Below are 15388 nucleotides of genomic sequence, written 5' to 3'. Positions count from 1 at the left end.
TACGCTCTTTTGTTCCTGCGTCAACTCTGTCTACTGTGCTTTCGGCAACTCATAAAAACAAAGAGTGTATCCGTCTGGGTCCTGAATGCCAAATTCGATGTTGCCCCAAGGCATTTTTTCAGGTGATTCAATCGGTCTCAGCCCCTTCGCCAGCAATTCCGTGTGATAGGTCTCTGCGTTATCTACCTCGATTTGAATTAAAACACCCAGGCCTTTCTTGCTGTGATGCAAGTCGGTGGGCAAGTTTTTTCTAAAGCCAAGAGCATATTCCTCCTTTTCGTGAAAATGGATCTCGAAAGCGCCAAGTTTGAGCATCACGCCTTTGCCATCGGAGCGGATACAATCGAAACCGAGCGATTGGTAAAACGCCGCCGCCTTTTTGAGGTCGTCAGTGAGTAGTACGAGACAGTCCAAATTTTTCAGATGTTTTTCGATTTCATTTATCATGTGCCTGGGGTGGGACTCGAACCCACATTCCTTTTGGGAACACCATTTTAAGTGGTGCGCGGCTACCAATTACGCCACCCGGGCTTTTTATTAGAGTATCATATTTTTTGAATACGAGGATGAGGCGAGTGGGGGTGTCGCGGTGATTTTGAGTGCCCGCGGATTTTGCTTCCAAAAGTATGCAAAAAGGAAGCAAAATCCGCGGGTACGGGAAAATGTCAGCGGACACCGGCTTTACTGTTGAATGCCATACCATACTTCGACACTTCTGCGAGTTTTACTTCTTGAGGAGGCGTAGGCCGGGATCGAACCGGCGCATAGCAGTTTTGCAGACTGCCGCGTTGACCAACTTCGCCACTACGCCATGCGAACAGTCTAGCACTACCGCATCAACTCATCAATGCGCTGGCGGTGCTTCTCACCTTTGTCCACGGCGAAGTCGAAGAGGGGAACACGGCCGATGCGGGACTTCTCGCGGACGTAGTTTTGGAAATCGCCGCGCTTGCGGACGAGGAATTCCACCACGGCGTGCTCCTTGTCGACAGGCAACACGGTGAAATACACGGTGGCACGTCGACCCTGGTCGCCCATTTCGACGTCGGTGACAGTGACCATCGAAGAGCCGTTCGACTCACGTTGCAAAAAGTCGCCTGCCAAGGCTCGGACAATCTCGCGGGCTTTTTCGTCTTTGCGGTGCATGGGTGGGGGAGCGACGGCCGCTCGATTACTTAGTAACTAATGAATAACACTCGATCTGGTCGCCAGGCGCGATCTCGATCTTCGATTCGATCATGGTGCCAAATTCGCTGTCTTTGTTGACCTCGCTGACCTTCTCTTTCTTCTGCTGGAGCTCGCGGATCTTGCCTTTGCCGATTTCAGAGTCACGACGCATGATGCGTACATCCGCACCAATGTTTACGATACCACCGAGCACACGACCGCCCACCACTTGCTTGTCTTTGGTCTTGCTAAATATTTTAAGGATCTTCGCTGTGCCGGAGACTTCTTCGGCGGTGATCTTCGGCACATTTTTTGTCACGGTCTCCTCGATCCATTCAATGAGCTTGTAGATGATGTCGAACGAATGCATCTCGACGTTTAACCGCTCGCCCATCATCTTGGCTTGTGTATCGACGGCAACATTGAAGCCGAGGATTTTCGTGCCGGGTTGTACTACAGCCATCTTCACATCCGCTTCGGTGATCGTGCCGACACCAGACTGCACGAGCTTGATCTGCACTTTGTCATTTTTGATCTTGGCGATTTCATGCTGGATCGCTTCCATGGTACCGGAAACATCGGCTTTGATGATGAGGGTGATGGTGACACTTTCGCTTGCATCGACTGCGACAGTTGCACCGGCTCCATTTTTCGCACCACTTTTTCCGATCTTTGCCGCGCTTTTCTTCGTCACTGCTTCCGCTACCGCCGCTTCAGCGTCGCGTTTGTTGTCGAAGACACGGAAAATCTCGCCGATGGTGGGGGTGGAGTCGAATCCAAGAAGCTTTACTGGGCTAGAGAAGCGCGCCTCTTCGATGCGTGCGCCCGTGAAATCTTCGATCGCCCGTACTGGAGTGATGCTGGTGTCGCAGACGACGAACGTTCCTTTTTTCAAGGTGCCGTCTTTGATGATGAGCGTACCAGAAATGCCCTTGCGCGGATCGAGCTTGCTTTCGATGACGATACCTTCTGCTTTTTTCGAGAGGTCACCTTTGAGTTCGGCCAATTCAGCGGTGAGGAGGACGAGGTCAAGGAGTTCGGGAACACCTTCGCCGGTTTTGCCGGAGATGCCAGCCCAAGAGATCTGGCCGCCGTAGCCTTCGATGTAGATTTCGTGTTCCGCGAGGCTCTGCTTGGTGCGTTCGAGATTGGCCTTTGGCGAATCCATTTTGTTGATGCCGACGATGTAGGGGATACCGGCTTCCTTAATACAATTAAGTGCTTCGACGGTCTGTGGCTTCACGCCTTCTTCGGCCGAGACGATGAGAATGGCGATGTCAGCAACATTGGCGCCGCGGACACGAATGCCTTTGAAAGCGGCGTGGCCCGGAGTGTCGAGAAAGGTGATGAGGTTTTTCTTGGTACCGCGCGTATGACAAACTTCGTATGCCGCGATGTGTTGGGTGATGCCGCCGGCTTCCTTGGCGCAGGTGTTGGTTTTGCGAATATGGTCAAGCAAGGTGGACTTACCGTGGTCAATGTGCCCCATGACAGCGACGACCGGTGGTCGCTCAATGATCGTCGTTGAAATCGCAGGAGTTTTTTTGGACATGGTGATGAAAGTGGGGAGGTGAGGGTATCGGCGGGCCGATGTGGGATTATTGGATCGTCAGCGCGTGCTTCGCTTTTGAGATCGCCTCCTCTTCTTCCGGAGAGAGTTCGAATTCTGAGATAAAATTCTTGAGGGGCTTCGCGAAGATGCCGAGTCGCTCGCGGGCATTGAGGGTGGAGATCACAACTCCGTCGCCTTTTTCGTTGACGTAGGCTGTGGCGAAGCTCATGTTGCCACCCGCGCCGATGCCTTTGAAGGCGTTGAAACGCACGGTCTCAACGGCGCGGGTGCTTCTCGACAAGCGTCGTTCTACGAGTGTGAGGTATTTCTCCATCTCTCGCTGAAAATCTTCGCTTTCTGCAAGCCCTTTTTTGATATGGAGTACCGTGTCCTCCAGACTCTTGGCATTCTTGCCGACGAGCAACCGGTGGACGCGGACTTCCAGATGGACAATGAGCACGATGAGTATCAGGACAATGCCAGAAACTGCGTACAAAAGCAGGTTCAAAGGAATTGAACTAACATCAAAAGTCATCTCGATACTATACCTCTTTTGTTGACTTTTTGCAAAAAGCGCTGTTGTGGGATACCATCTTGGTATGTTGGATTTCCTCAATAGATTGGCCCAAAAATCACGAATATATTTGGATTACGCTGCACTGACGCCGCCGGATATTCGTGTGTCTCGAGAGATTGCGCAGACCGTGCAACGGCATTTTGCCAACCCATCGGCGATTCATGCGGATGGCGTGCACGCTCGACGTGCGCTCTCCGAAGCACGGGCTAGGGTGGCGCGCACGCTGAATGCTCACGCCGACGAAATCTTGTTTGTGGCCACTGGCACCGAAGCGAACAATCTTGCCATCTTTGGTCTATTCAAAAAACTCGTCATGCCAAAGACCCTCGGTGGGTACGGCTTGAAGCCGAGCGATCTGCACTGCCTCGTCTCAGAAATCGAGCACACTTCTGTGCTTGAATCGATGCGACACCTTAGCGAGGTTGGCGTGACAGTTGAACATCTTTCAATTGATGCAACCGGCAGCGTTGATGTTGCTGAGCTGCGCAAAAAACTTCGCCCCAATACATTTTTGGTCTCGGTGATGTCGGTAAACAACGAGATCGGCACCGTTCAACCGATCGACGAAGTGGCGAAAGCGGTGCGCAAGGCTCGAAAAGAAAATGTGCTTGCTGGAATGATCGCGAGAGATACTAACGCTCTCTCTCAGGTCTTGTTTCCGCTGTTCCATTGTGATGCGAGTCAGTCGCCGCTCTACGCAAAGCTCTCGACCACGCAACTCGGTGCAGATTTGATTACTCTCGATAGTCACAAGGTGTGTGGCCCGCGAAGCGTTGGGGTGCTGTGGGTGCGGCGTGGCATCGAACTCATGCCGATCATGTACGGCGGCGGACAAGAGCGCGGTGTGCGATCGGGGACAGAGAATGTGCCTGGAGCAGTGGGAATGGCGAAGGCGCTCGAGCTTGCCGAAGGCTTGCGAGAGCGCGAGGTGGCGCGACTCACGGAGTTGCGAAATTATTTCATCCTGCACGCGCAGGAAAAGCTCGCCAAAAAAACTCCGCATGTTCAACTGTTTTTGAACGGCTCATCTGATATTGATTCCCAGCACCAGTCTCCGCACATTGTGAGTGTTTCGTTTCAACCGACCGATGTTGGTGCGCCGCCAATTGATCACGAATTTTTACTGTTGAAATTGGATGCGCGCGGCGTCGCGTGCTCCACCAAGAGCGCTTGCCTTCGCGACGAGGACGAATCCTACGTGATCCGCGCGCTCCGCCGCGCGCAAGCCGCCGCCATTGCCGCCGGCATCCTGTCGGCCGCTTCCGTGCCTCGCACCCCGCACGCCCTCCGCTTCTCCTTTGGCCGCTGGACGACCAAGCGTGACATCGACCGCGCAATCATTGCCCTTGTTGAGTCGCTGCGTTCCATTTGATACAATACTCGGCATGGAAGAGCTCACGAAACATCAGATCGTCCTCGTGACGCTATTGGTCAGTTTTATTACTTCCGTAGCCACCGGCATTGTGACAGTCGCGCTCGTCGAGCAAGCACCGCAGGGAGTCACCCAGACCATCAACCGCGTCATCGAACGCACCGTGGAAAAAGTCGTCCCTGGCGGCACTCCAGCAACAGTGATCATTTCCCAAGACGGCAGTCATGCCAATGCCGAGGATCTTGTAGTCTCTGCGGTGGAAAAGAATGCCAAGAGCCTCGTCCGTATCAAGGGTACGGTCAATGCTGATCCGCCGACTTTCGCTGGCCTCGGTCTTGTTGTATCAAAAGATTGGATCGTCGCGGACAAGAGCATTGTCGTGGAAGGCGGCTCGTATTTGGCAGTGATGTCTGATGGAAAAATTCTCGACCTCGACCTCGTGGCACGAAATGACGCTATTAAGGTCGCCGTGTTCAAGGCGCGTCTCGATCCGAAGCTCGACTATCACTTGAAGCCGATAAAAATGGGCGATTCAAATACGGTGAAGATCGGACAAGATGTGATCGTGCTCGCTGGAGCAGACCGCAACGTTATCTCTCGCAGCACTGTCACCGGCCTCATCACCAATTCCGACGGCACTCCTTCGAACATTGAGACCGATTCACTGCTCAACTATAGTGCCGAACCCTTGATTGCTCTCAATGGCGATGTCGTAGGTATTAAGACTCGTCGAGACGGCGTCAATCCGGCAGATTTTCTGCCAATCAATAGTTTGGCGGCGATGCTGAGAGGGCTTTGACTTGCTGCCGGAAGGCGAATATAGTTACGTATATGCCTCCACTCAACCACTTCACCACCAAAGCCAAGGAAGCCATCCGTCGAGCCCACGAGCTCGCTATTGAGCGCGGGCAGAACCACGTAAACCCGATACACCTCCTCATTTCTCTTGTGTTGCAGGAGGAAAGTATGGTGATTTCGATTTTGGACAAGCTCGAGGTGGATACGGTGCTCCTCACCGACTCTCTTTTGGATGCGATCGAATCTCCGGAGGGCACTCCGGTGCTTGCGCCGTCGTATCAGCTGTACCTCACTCCAGAATTGGCTCAAGCGATAGAGGCATCGAGTAAGGTGGCTGCGGGGTTGAAGGATGATTTTGTTTCCACTGAACACTTGTTCATTGCGTTGCTCGAAGTGCAGGGGACGGTGAAGGAGATCATTGCGAAGTTCCGTATTGAGCGTGCGGCCGTATTGAAGGTGCTCGAGGAATTGAAAGCGACGAAGCCCAGTGATTCGCACGGCTCGAAAAAATTTAAATTCATTCCAAAATATACTCGTAGCCTCACCAAGCTCGCAGCAGAGAACAAGCTCGACCCAGTGATCGGTCGCGATACTGAGACCTCTCGACTCATCCAGATTTTGTCTCGACGCACGAAGAATAATCCCATTCTGATCGGCGAGGCGGGCGTGGGCAAGACCGCAATCGCCGAAGGCTTGGCTTTGCGTATGGCGAGCGGCGACGTGCCAGAGTCGCTCAAGGACAAAGAATTGGTATCGCTTGATCTCGGCTTGCTCATCGCCGGTACGAAGTATCGCGGCGAGTTTGAAGAGCGTTTGAAAAATATCATGAAGGAAGTGGAGAAGTCGGCAGGGAAGATCATTCTTTTCATCGACGAGATCCACACGATCGTCGGTGCGGGTGCTGCGGAAGGTTCGATGGATGCTTCGAACATGCTGAAGCCCGCGCTCGCTCGCGGCGAGCTTCGCGCGATCGGCGCCACCACGCTCCGCGAGTTCCAGAAGCATATTGAGAAGGATCCGGCCCTCACACGCCGCTTTCAGCCGGTGTTCGTGAGCGAGCCGAGCACGGAGGACGCCGTGGCCATCCTGCGCGGCCTGAAAGAAAAATACGAGATCTTCCACGGCGTCAAAATCAGCGACGAAGCGATTCTCGCTTCGGTCAATCTGAGTACCCGCTATATCACGGATCGATTCTTGCCGGACAAGGCAGTCGACCTCATCGATGAAGCCGCTTCGCAGCTGAAAATTTCTCTCGAAAACATGCCACCGGTCCTCGAAGAGACGCGTCGAAAAATTATGCGCCTGCAAATCGAACATGAGGCTTTGAAAAATGAGGCGAAGACCAAAAAAACCGCCAAGGCTCGCGTGAAGAAGATCGACAAAGAGATCGCCGATCTGCGCGAGACCACCTCGGAATTGGAATTGAAATGGAAGAACGAAAAAGAGATCATCACTGGTATTAAGACCGCGAAGCACGAGCTCGAAGCGTTGCGTCTCGAGGCAGAACAGGCAGAGGCGCGGGCCGACCTCGCCAAGGCTGCAGAGATTCGCTATGGCAAGATCCCCGCTGTTGAGAAAGAGCTCGATAGCAAGAACAAGCGTCTGAAGAAGTTGCAGATTGGCCGACGTATCCTGAAAGAGGAGATTACCGAGTCGGACATTGCCGATATTGTCTCGCGTTGGACAGGCATTCCGGTGAATCGCATGCTTGAAGAAGAGATGAAGAAGCTCGCGCGTATGGAGGAGTTTTTGCACAAGCGCATCATTGGCCAGAATGAGGCGGTGAAGAAAATTTCGGACACCATTAAGCGTTCGCGTGTTGGTATCGCTGATCCAAACCGTCCGATCGGCTCATTTATCTTCCTCGGCCCGACCGGGGTGGGGAAGACCGAGCTCACCAAGGCGCTCGCGGAGTTTATGTTCGACGACGAAAAGGCTTTGCTCCGCGTGGACATGTCCGAATATATGGAAAAGCACTCGGTGTCGAAGATCATTGGCGCGCCCCCGGGCTATGTTGGTCACGACGAGACGAATAGTTTTGCCGAGCAGGTGCGACATCGACCATATTCCGTCGTGTTGTTTGACGAGATTGAAAAGGCTCATCCGGATGTGTTCAATATTTTACTCCAAGTGCTCGACAACGGCCGGCTCACTGACACCAAGGGCCGCGTGATCAATTTCAAAAACACGATTATTATTATGACCTCGAACATCGGCGCGCAATTCATCGACAAGATGGAGCGCATCGGCTTTAGCGGCGGCGTGAGCGAGAAGCAGCAGTACGAAGACATGAAGGAGAAAGTGATGACGAGCCTGAAGGATTATTTCCGACCGGAATTTTTGAACCGTCTCGATGATGTGCTGGTATTCGACGTGCTCTCGCAAGCCGCGATCGCCGATATCGTGAATATTCAGGTGGAGGTGGTGCAGAAGCGATTGGCGGACAAGGAGATCAAACTAGAATTTGCGCCCGAGGTACTCGCTGCGCTCGGCAAGGAGGGCTACAATCCGCAGTACGGTGCACGTCCATTGAAGCGATTGATTCAGACCAAGATTTTGACGCCTATCGCATCGCTGATGATCGCGCACGGCATGATGAAGGGCGGGACAGTGACCGTGAAGTTGGCGGAGGGGGCGGGGAATGCTGGTGGTGCAAGCGAATTCGCTTTTGAAGTGAAGCCATCGGCTGAGAGCGCGAAGAAGGCACGGAAGAGCGGGGTGGTGGTGTCGAATGCGCCAGGTGAGAAGGCGCGGGCGTAGTACAAGATAGAGTGGTAGAGTAGTCAATTGCGAGATAGAGCCATGGAGAATATAATTTCTTCATGGCTCGCGCATGGACAACCGAAGAAGAACATAAGTATCGCCAAGAATTGAGCGTGCTCTATGAGCGTGGTAATTTATCTATCGGGCAAATTGCAAGACGTCTAGGTATTGCCCAGCAGACCGTCTTCAAACGTATTCGTCGGCTAGGTCTTGTTCCTCATCCTGAACGAAAATCAAAATATAGAAACACCCGGAATGATATTCGTATTCCTGATGAATACTCCGACGACTTGGCAGAATTTATCGGGATCATGCTCGGTGACGGACACTTGTCGCATTTTCAAGTGGTAGTGACTTTGGGCACCAAGGAGATTCCCTACACTCGCTATGTTCGCCGACTTATCACAAAGATTTTCAAGGCAAAGGCATCGATTTCGATCCGAGCTGACGGTTATCGGGATGTGTATCTTGGCTCGACCGTGGTTACAAAATGGCTCCGCACGCACGGCCTTGTTTCAAACAAGGTGCTAGGTCAGGTTGCGCCGCCCGAATGGATCTTTACGAAACCTTCTTTCAAGGCCGCTTTCGTGAGAGGCATGTTTGATACCGATGGCTCGGTGTACAGGCTGCGCTTCGGCGCCCAAGTTTCTTTTTCCAATCGGTCGATGCCACTCCTTCGGTCTTTACAATTGGCCTTAAGGCAATTACAATACACACCATCTGAGATCAGTGGGTACCAGCTGTATCTCACCAAGAATTCAGACCTCAGGCGATTTTTTACAGAGATTCGCCCGAGAAATCAGAAGCACGTTCGTCGATTCAAACTCTTCATGAAAGAGCTGAAGGTCGCAAAACGCACTAAGCGCGCAGGTACTCAAGCGGTCAACGAGGACCGGCTGTAAACCGGTTGGCTACGCCTACGGGGGTTCGAATCCCTCCCTGCGCACCATTTAGGGACATAGAAGTAGTACACACCAACATACACCAAAAAAGCCCGCATCTGAGGGCTTTTTTGGTGTATTGACTAAAATCACACAAAGTGCTATAATCCACTGCAGTTAACTCGAGAAACGGGCACAACGCCCTTTTCTGTTTCAAGAGCTTTTTGCTCCTTGAAATCGGTCGAATACGGTCAACCCTCCTGCCTATGAACGCTCAATACCCTACCGCCCCGAAGTGGTCGTGGATGATCATCCCCGGCTGCGTCCTCTTTTGCGTTGGCTTCATCGCCCTCTATTGCTACACCAGCAAGCCGCTCCCGGACAAACATCCGCGCGACGGCTCGCCCGTGACGCTCGTCCGCGAAATGCAACATGTGTTGCCGACGCCGGATAACACCGGTGACTTCGCCTCGCGATCAACCGTCGCGAACCGCGACACGGATCTGCCCGAGAGCACGAAGCAGCAACTCGCTGCGCTCGGCTTCGGCGCAGAGAACGGCAATCCCGTCAGTGTCGGTGTTAACGTCGGCGTTGCAACCAATGCCGGCAGTAAGCGCAAATAACCTCAGTAAAGAAAAAACGCAATATAGAACGCAATACAGAAATCCAGCATTATGAAAGAAATCTACCGCAATCTCCACCTCCTCGTCACCACCCTCTGCGTCGCCCTCGGGTTTGCGCTGTTCGCTCCGCCGGCCTTCGCTGGCGACGAACAGCCGCCCGATTCGGAGTTGGTGGCCAAGGCCTTCCTCACGAAGGCCAAGACGGTCCGCTACGAAGGCTACTTCGGTTTTGCGCGGCTCATCGACAACCGCAATGTCGGCCGCGTCGAAGGGCGCTACACAATGACGCCCGAAGGGATCATTACGCAGCTCAACATTGACGGGACCGAAATCGCCATCCCTCAAGGTGGCTTGAAATCGTTGCCGCCGAATGTCAAAGGACAAGCGGTGAACTACTACATCTGGGCCTACGGCTACGACGCGCAGAACGAGAACACGAGCTATGCTCGCTTCGAAACCGATGAGTTAAAGGCCGGCGATCCGATCTTGATGCTCGTCGAGCCGACAGCGGTGAAAAAGCAAGTGTCCTTCCAGGTTCCTGTCGGCGTGTCCGCAGACAACCTGGTTCTCGTGGTTGGTGGGCGGCAGTCTGCCACCTACAGCAGCTACTACGGTGGGTTCACTACGTGGATCAACCCTCTGGGCGCCGAAGGATTCGATTGGGTCATCACCGATCGCACCACCGGCAAGAACTACGGCAATGGGACATTCAACCCGTTTGGTCCCGACGCGCCGTCGAATCAAGGCTCCATGATCAGCTTCGCCAAGATTGGCGGGGTGGTCGAGGTCCAGTTCGATGCTCGTTGGAACAACGCCTACGTCTCCGGTCAGCAGCTCGACGGGCAAGTCACCCGTGGATTTGAAGAGGGCCCGCAACGCGTTCCCGCCAAAGTCTTCTACCTCGATGTGAGCGACGACTCCGGCGGCGGTTACATCGAGCTCTACCACAATGGCGGGCTGTTGACCGGTTCGTCCGTTGAAGCCTTCGACCTGAAGGAGGATGGCAGCCTCAGTCCGGTCGCCGCCCTCAAGGTTGGATACGGCGGTGACTTCGGTTACTTCATCACCCCCGGGATTCACGGGAAGATGGTGATCACAGTCACTGGCCAGGTCAATCCGAACAGCGACGGCTTCAGTTTGAGCCTCTACCGCCACTCGGGGGTGTATTACCTGCCGTCACCGTCGCCCTACACGCCGGCTCTGATCATGTTCAACGGCAACTGATCGAGGCGTCCGCAGCCTCTCGGTCTCTCGAACAACGCACAGCGCGCTCCACGGAGTGCGCTGTTTTTTCTTGCCCGCTCGCGGCTACTTCACCACCCTTCTCAACCCCTCCGGAATATGCACGAGCAATTCGTATGGCGAAGCATTGGCGCGGTCGGCCATTTGCAGAATCGAGTTGGCATCACGCGGGTCGGCGCTGATCAGCGTGACCGGTGTGCCGATTTTCATCAGATGTGCGGGGAGGTGGGAGATGTCGATGGTCGTGATGTTCATGCTCACCCGGCCGACTATGCGGCAGACAAACTGCGCGACCTTCACCGTACCTTCGTTGGAGAGACGGCGGTCGATGCCTTCATTGTATCCGGCGGGGATGGTGGCGATGGTCATGTCCTTTGGCGCTTCGAAGGTGTCGTTGTAGCCGATGAGTGCGCCGCGCGGCACTTTTTTCACTGAGCTAATGAGCGAGGTCATTTCTAGGACAGCTTTCAAACCGAGGCGGGCATCGCGCGGCGCATTCGCCGGAATGCCGTACAGCCCAAGACCAAGGCGCATCACGTTGGCCTGGATGGTGCCGGCATGGAAGAGGCCGCTTGAAGCGGAAAGATGGAAATACGCGAGATGTGCAAATGCACTCGGCGAGGCTTTTTGCTTTTCTTTCACCGACGTCGCCAGGCTGTTCCAAAGAATGATTTGTTTTTTGGTGAAATCCGTATCGTCGTTGTCACCGTCCGAGAGATGCGAACAGATGCCTTCGAGGCGGAGGAGTTGGCGGCCATCTTCGTCCTTGGTCTCGCAGGCAAGCGTGAGTGCTTCGTCGAGCTCTTTTGGGTGGATACCTTGGCGATGCATGCCGGTGTCGATTTTGATGTGGAGGGTGGTTGGGCGCGCGAGCGTCGGCGCGAGCGCGCGGAGTTGCTCCATGCTCGAAATAGTGAAGGCGACATTCTTCAGCCGATTGCGCACAATGTTTTCATTGGCAGAAAAGCCGATGATGAGTAGCGGCGTCGTGATACCTTCGTTGCGCAGGATGAGCGCTTCGTGATACGAGTCCACCACCATGAAAGGCACGGGCACGGGCGCTCCGGCCAACACTCCCGCCACTTCCAGCAAGCCGTGCCCATACGCATTGCTTTTGAGCACCGGCGCCACCGGCAGCTGGCTCGCCACACGATACGCTTCCAAGTTGTGCAAGAGATGCTTCTGGAAGATTGCCACCTCCACCAGCGGGGTATATCGATGGCGATATGAACGCACTATCTTGAGGATTGGCCGGAAGAGGTTGAGCGGATTCATGTAGGGGAATGATAGCAGAAGGGGGCAGGAGAAGCCATCTAGGAGGCTGATCGGCCCCAAAAGGTCGATTCTACGCCAATTCATTGACAAAATAGGCCCGTTTGAGCTATATTTGACGTCTAAACAACTACCCATGTCACAAGAACGATTGATCCAACTCAAGAACAAGTCCACCGGCGAGGTGTATTGGAGCCGCAAGAACAAGAAGAAAGTCGAGCGCAAGATCGAGCTTTCGAAGTACAGCAAGAAGCTCCGCAAGCACGTGGTGTTCAAGGAGGCGAAGAAATAGTTCTCGTTTCACGCTTTTTGAGAAAACCGCCGCAGGGCGGTTTTCGTTTTGATATAATTCAGTGGTGAAGAAGAAAACTGAGCAACAAAAAGCAGCGCGACTCTTGAGGGAGAAGGGCTTTTCCATGTCGGAAATCGCTACCCAGCTCAAAGTGTCCCAAGGTTCGATATCTTTGTGGACAAAGGACATCGTACTTTCTTCTGAGGCGCAAAAGAGAATTCACTCTATTGTCCTGTCGAGAAGAGATGCTGTGGCAAATACGTTAAGAAAGAAGAAAAGGAACAGACTTGAGTTGGCTGACCGTGTTGCGACCGAGGAAATGCACCTCGGAATATCTTTTTTGCGTCCGAATATGTTTTCGTTACTTGCCATGATCTATTTTTGTGAAGGGAATAAAAATGACAGTAATGTTGGCTTCACTAATTCTGATCCAGAATTGATGCGACTTTTTATTCAGTTACTGAGAAAATGTTTCTCCTTGGATGAGTCGAAGTTTAGGGCCTGTCTGCATGCTCATGATTATCACGATATTGAAAAACAGAAAAAGTTTTGGTCAGGTGTTACAGACATACCGCTACAACAGTTCACTCGAACATACAACAAGAAAAGTGCTCATGTATTCAAGAAGCTGGGATATCAAGGGTGTTTGAGAGTAAATTACTATGACGCCCACGTGGCACGGGTACTTCTGGCGTTTGCAAAAAAGCTCATGAAACACTATAGTTAATCCTCGAAGGGCGATTAGGTAAGTGGTATACCGGCGGACTCCAAACCCGCATTCGGAGGTCCGATTCCTCCATCGCCCGCAGCATGAATCCTGTCTCGAAAGAACAACTTCCCTTTAGTCCTGAATCAGTAAAGTATACTGGCTTGTTTGTAAACAGCCCTGAACATTTGTTGCGACAATTTCCACCAAGGCACGAGGTAGTGGTTGCACATCATTCTACCAATTGGTACAAGCCAACCTCGTTGAGTGAATTAGAAATTGGAAAAAAGAGCTCGCTCAAGATCATTGGGCAGGCTGCGGACGACAAGTGTTTTGCGTTGCTGGTAGAAAATCCAAAATCAAAAAATCAGTATCCGCACGTCACCATTTTTCACAGTGCGGATGTCTCGGCGGTGTATGCTAATGAACTTCTCGAAAGAGCTGTGAAAGAAGATGGACTTGAGATGTTTCCGGAACCTATTTTTGTAGATGTTACCGAAGGATATGTTGGAGTGGATGAGCAACTGGTGATGTAACGATATTTTCTAAAATGACCCCATTCTTTCTCGACTGCGCGATGAAGCGAAAAAGCTTCGAGAAGCATCGTCTTGCTGTTGCTCAGGCGGCGAGCGGTATCGTGCTGGAGATCGGCTTCGGTTCTGGACTCAATTTGCCGTATTATCGAAACGTTTCGAAATTGTTCGCGCTCGATCCATCGCGCGATTTGTTTGTTCTCGCTAAAGGAAGAGTCGAAAAAGCGGCATTCCCAGTCGACTTTCTCCAAGCCTCAGCAGAGCAGATCCCGCTCGCCGACACATCAGTCGATGCTGTCGTGTCCACTTGGAGTCTGTGCACCATCCCGCATCCGCAGCTCGCATTGAAAGAGGTGTTGCGAGTGCTGAAGCCGGGCGGAACTTTTTCTTTCATCGAACATGGAAAGTCGCCGAACCGTTTTGTCGCAGCTGTTCAGAAATGCTGCACACCGTTTTCGAAGTGTTTTGCCGGTGGCTGCCATTTGGATCGGGAAATAGAGAAGCTGATCCGCGGGTCTGGGTTCGATATCCAAAAACTAGACACATTTTCAACATGGTCAATGCCGCTGGCATATATGTACAGGGGAGTGGCCACAAAGACTGATTCATTTGCTACCAAATCCTCAAAGTGCTAGTGTTGGGACGGATGCCGTGGCTAGCCGTACTAGCTGATCATAGGACATTCACAACCCGAAACCCAGAGACAGTCTCCTTGTTATGAACTCAACCTTCCGTGAAAAGCTTGAAACCCTGTGGGCTCAAGGCAAGTCGGTGTGCGTCGGACTCGACAGCGAACTCGAAAAGATTCCGGAACACATCCGCCAAGAAAGCGTCTTCTCATCCCTCTATCGCTTCAATGCGGCGATCGTTGACGCTACCAAGGATGTGGTCTGCGCCTACAAGCCGAACAGCGCTTTCTACGAAGCACATGGAGACAGGGGTTTGGCGGCGCTTCGTGCGACGATCCAGCACATCAATGAAGTCGCTCCAAATGTCCCTGTCATCCTTGATGCCAAACGTGCCGACATCGGCAATACCAATGCCGGTTACGAGCAAGCTGCCTTCGACTATCTGAAGGCCGATGCCCTCACCGTGCACCCCTATTTGGGCAAAGAGGCGCTTGCTCCTTTCCTTGCCAGGACAGACAAAGGCATCATTATTCTCTGTCGCACCTCCAATCCAGGGGCCGGGGAGTTTCAAGACCTACAAGTCTTCACTGGCGAGATGGATACCGACCCTGTCATGGGGATTCGTCCCATTACAAAACCACTTTATCAGGTGGTCGCCGAACAAGTTGCTGGTAAGTGGAACAACAACGGCAACTGTGCCGTCGTTGTTGGGGCAACGTATCCACACGAGCTCAAAGATGTCCGTCGGATCGTCGGTGACATGCCTATCCTCATTCCCGGTATCGGAGCCCAGGGCGGCGATATCGAGAAGACGGTGAAAGCTGGCAAGCGCGTCGATGGCGGCGGCATGATCATCAACTCCTCTCGCGGCATCATCTTTGCTTCGAGCGGGACGGATTTTGCCGAAGCTGCTCGTCGTGAGACGCTCAAACTGCACGAAACCATCAACCAGTTCCGGCAATAAACGCCGGATCGCAAAAC

16 protein-coding genes and 4 tRNA genes are annotated in these 15388 nt (G+C 53.0%); 13 read left to right on the top strand and 7 right to left on the bottom strand.

The features are described 5' to 3' along the window. Nucleotides 1-30 precede the first annotated feature (30 nt). The 6 genes from AAB391_01605 to AAB391_01580 all read right to left on the bottom strand — a co-directional run bounded on the left by AAB391_01605 (nt 31) and on the right by AAB391_01580 (nt 3254). On the bottom strand, nt 31-447 hold the full coding sequence (locus tag AAB391_01605; protein MEK7645003.1) for a VOC family protein: 417 nt from the start codon (nt 445-447) through the stop codon (nt 31-33). Between the two features lies 1 nt (nt 448). Beyond that, a tRNA-Leu gene (locus AAB391_01600) sits at nt 449-531 on the bottom strand. A gap of 206 nt (nt 532-737) precedes the next feature. Beyond that, nucleotides 738-811 (bottom strand) — tRNA-Cys (locus tag AAB391_01595). Between the two features lie 17 nt (nt 812-828). Then, nucleotides 829-1146 (bottom strand): ribosome-binding factor A, encoded by a 318-nt coding sequence (locus AAB391_01590; protein MEK7645002.1) that lies wholly within the window; start codon nt 1144-1146, stop codon nt 829-831. A gap of 25 nt (nt 1147-1171) precedes the next feature. Continuing rightward, entirely contained in the window at nt 1172-2719 is a 1548-nt protein-coding gene (gene infB, locus AAB391_01585) for a translation initiation factor IF-2 (protein MEK7645001.1), read from the bottom strand. A 46-nt stretch (nt 2720-2765) separates the two neighbouring features. Next, nucleotides 2766-3254, bottom strand: coding sequence for a DUF4446 family protein (locus tag AAB391_01580; protein ID MEK7645000.1), 489 nt, complete (start codon nt 3252-3254; stop codon nt 2766-2768). 64 nt (nt 3255-3318) lie between these two features. Between AAB391_01580 and AAB391_01575 the strand changes: the two genes are divergently transcribed. The 7 genes from AAB391_01575 to AAB391_01545 all read left to right on the top strand — a co-directional run bounded on the left by AAB391_01575 (nt 3319) and on the right by AAB391_01545 (nt 10957). After that, entirely contained in the window at nt 3319-4668 is a 1350-nt protein-coding gene (locus tag AAB391_01575; GenBank protein MEK7644999.1) for a cysteine desulfurase family protein, read from the top strand. A gap of 13 nt (nt 4669-4681) precedes the next feature. Continuing rightward, nucleotides 4682-5467 carry a trypsin-like peptidase domain-containing protein gene (locus AAB391_01570; GenBank protein MEK7644998.1) on the top strand — a complete coding sequence of 262 codons (786 nt, stop codon included), beginning with the start codon at nt 4682-4684 and terminating at the stop codon, nt 5465-5467. A 32-nt stretch (nt 5468-5499) separates the two neighbouring features. Further along, complete coding sequence (locus AAB391_01565) at nt 5500-8226, top strand: AAA family ATPase (protein ID MEK7644997.1); 2727 nt, start codon at nt 5500-5502, stop codon at nt 8224-8226. A 62-nt stretch (nt 8227-8288) separates the two neighbouring features. Further along, nucleotides 8289-9131 carry an LAGLIDADG family homing endonuclease gene (locus AAB391_01560; protein MEK7644996.1) on the top strand — a complete coding sequence of 281 codons (843 nt, stop codon included), beginning with the start codon at nt 8289-8291 and terminating at the stop codon, nt 9129-9131. Further along, a tRNA-Tyr gene (locus AAB391_01555) sits at nt 9094-9178 on the top strand. The genes AAB391_01560 and AAB391_01555 overlap by 38 nt, the downstream gene beginning before the upstream one ends. A gap of 198 nt (nt 9179-9376) precedes the next feature. Further along, nucleotides 9377-9733 (top strand): hypothetical protein, encoded by a 357-nt coding sequence (locus tag AAB391_01550; GenBank protein ID MEK7644995.1) that lies wholly within the window; start codon nt 9377-9379, stop codon nt 9731-9733. Between the two features lie 51 nt (nt 9734-9784). Further along, nucleotides 9785-10957 (top strand): hypothetical protein, encoded by a 1173-nt coding sequence (locus AAB391_01545; GenBank protein ID MEK7644994.1) that lies wholly within the window; start codon nt 9785-9787, stop codon nt 10955-10957. An 84-nt stretch (nt 10958-11041) separates the two neighbouring features. On the opposite strand, the gene alr is transcribed toward AAB391_01545, so the two are convergent. Further along, nucleotides 11042-12250: an alanine racemase gene (alr, locus tag AAB391_01540; protein ID MEK7644993.1), complete on the bottom strand. Its 1209-nt coding sequence runs from the start codon at nt 12248-12250 to the stop codon at nt 11042-11044. 133 nt (nt 12251-12383) lie between these two features. Between alr and rpmG the strand changes: the two genes are divergently transcribed. The 6 genes from rpmG to pyrF all read left to right on the top strand — a co-directional run bounded on the left by rpmG (nt 12384) and on the right by pyrF (nt 15371). Continuing rightward, entirely contained in the window at nt 12384-12539 is a 156-nt protein-coding gene (gene rpmG / locus AAB391_01535; GenBank protein ID MEK7644992.1) for a 50S ribosomal protein L33, read from the top strand. Nucleotides 12540-12603: 64 nt separating this feature from the next. Next, nucleotides 12604-13266, top strand: a complete 663-nt coding sequence (locus AAB391_01530) for a hypothetical protein (GenBank protein ID MEK7644991.1) — start codon at nt 12604-12606, stop codon at nt 13264-13266. An 8-nt stretch (nt 13267-13274) separates the two neighbouring features. Beyond that, a tRNA-Trp gene (locus AAB391_01525) sits at nt 13275-13345 on the top strand. A 4-nt stretch (nt 13346-13349) separates the two neighbouring features. Further along, a complete protein-coding gene (locus tag AAB391_01520; protein MEK7644990.1) occupies nt 13350-13781 on the top strand; it encodes a hypothetical protein in 432 nt (143 codons plus the stop codon). Nucleotides 13782-13795: 14 nt separating this feature from the next. Continuing rightward, nucleotides 13796-14413, top strand: a complete 618-nt coding sequence (locus AAB391_01515) for a class I SAM-dependent methyltransferase (GenBank protein MEK7644989.1) — start codon at nt 13796-13798, stop codon at nt 14411-14413. An 82-nt stretch (nt 14414-14495) separates the two neighbouring features. After that, nucleotides 14496-15371, top strand: coding sequence for an orotidine-5'-phosphate decarboxylase (gene pyrF, locus AAB391_01510; GenBank protein ID MEK7644988.1), 876 nt, complete (start codon nt 14496-14498; stop codon nt 15369-15371). The last annotated feature ends 17 nt before the right edge of the window (nt 15372-15388 follow it).

The sequence above is a fragment of the Patescibacteria group bacterium genome, assembly GCA_038065315.1.
Taxonomy (GTDB): domain Bacteria; phylum Patescibacteriota; class Minisyncoccia; order Phycocordibacterales; family JBBTRF01; genus JBBTRF01.
This window is presented reverse-complemented; position numbering and strand designations above follow the sequence as displayed.

Excerpts from the sequence above, each read along its gene's own strand:
- AAB391_01605 (MEK7645003.1), bottom strand. The coding sequence starts at position 447 with ATGATAAATGAAATCGAAAAACATCTGAAAAATTTGGACTGTCTCGTA.
- AAB391_01590 (MEK7645002.1), bottom strand. The coding sequence starts at position 1,146 with ATGCACCGCAAAGACGAAAAAGCCCGCGAGATTGTCCGAGCCTTGGCA.
- infB (MEK7645001.1), bottom strand. The coding sequence starts at position 2,719 with ATGTCCAAAAAAACTCCTGCGATTTCAACGACGATCATTGAGCGACCA.
- AAB391_01580 (MEK7645000.1), bottom strand. The coding sequence starts at position 3,254 with ATGACTTTTGATGTTAGTTCAATTCCTTTGAACCTGCTTTTGTACGCA.
- AAB391_01575 (MEK7644999.1), top strand. The coding sequence starts at position 3,319 with ATGTTGGATTTCCTCAATAGATTGGCCCAAAAATCACGAATATATTTG.
- AAB391_01570 (MEK7644998.1), top strand. The coding sequence starts at position 4,682 with ATGGAAGAGCTCACGAAACATCAGATCGTCCTCGTGACGCTATTGGTC.
- AAB391_01565 (MEK7644997.1), top strand. The coding sequence starts at position 5,500 with ATGCCTCCACTCAACCACTTCACCACCAAAGCCAAGGAAGCCATCCGT.
- AAB391_01560 (MEK7644996.1), top strand. The coding sequence starts at position 8,289 with ATGGCTCGCGCATGGACAACCGAAGAAGAACATAAGTATCGCCAAGAA.
- AAB391_01550 (MEK7644995.1), top strand. The coding sequence starts at position 9,377 with ATGAACGCTCAATACCCTACCGCCCCGAAGTGGTCGTGGATGATCATC.
- AAB391_01545 (MEK7644994.1), top strand. The coding sequence starts at position 9,785 with ATGAAAGAAATCTACCGCAATCTCCACCTCCTCGTCACCACCCTCTGC.
- alr (MEK7644993.1), bottom strand. The coding sequence starts at position 12,250 with ATGAATCCGCTCAACCTCTTCCGGCCAATCCTCAAGATAGTGCGTTCA.
- rpmG (MEK7644992.1), top strand. The coding sequence starts at position 12,384 with ATGTCACAAGAACGATTGATCCAACTCAAGAACAAGTCCACCGGCGAG.
- AAB391_01520 (MEK7644990.1), top strand. The coding sequence starts at position 13,350 with ATGAATCCTGTCTCGAAAGAACAACTTCCCTTTAGTCCTGAATCAGTA.
- AAB391_01515 (MEK7644989.1), top strand. The coding sequence starts at position 13,796 with ATGACCCCATTCTTTCTCGACTGCGCGATGAAGCGAAAAAGCTTCGAG.
- pyrF (MEK7644988.1), top strand. The coding sequence starts at position 14,496 with ATGAACTCAACCTTCCGTGAAAAGCTTGAAACCCTGTGGGCTCAAGGC.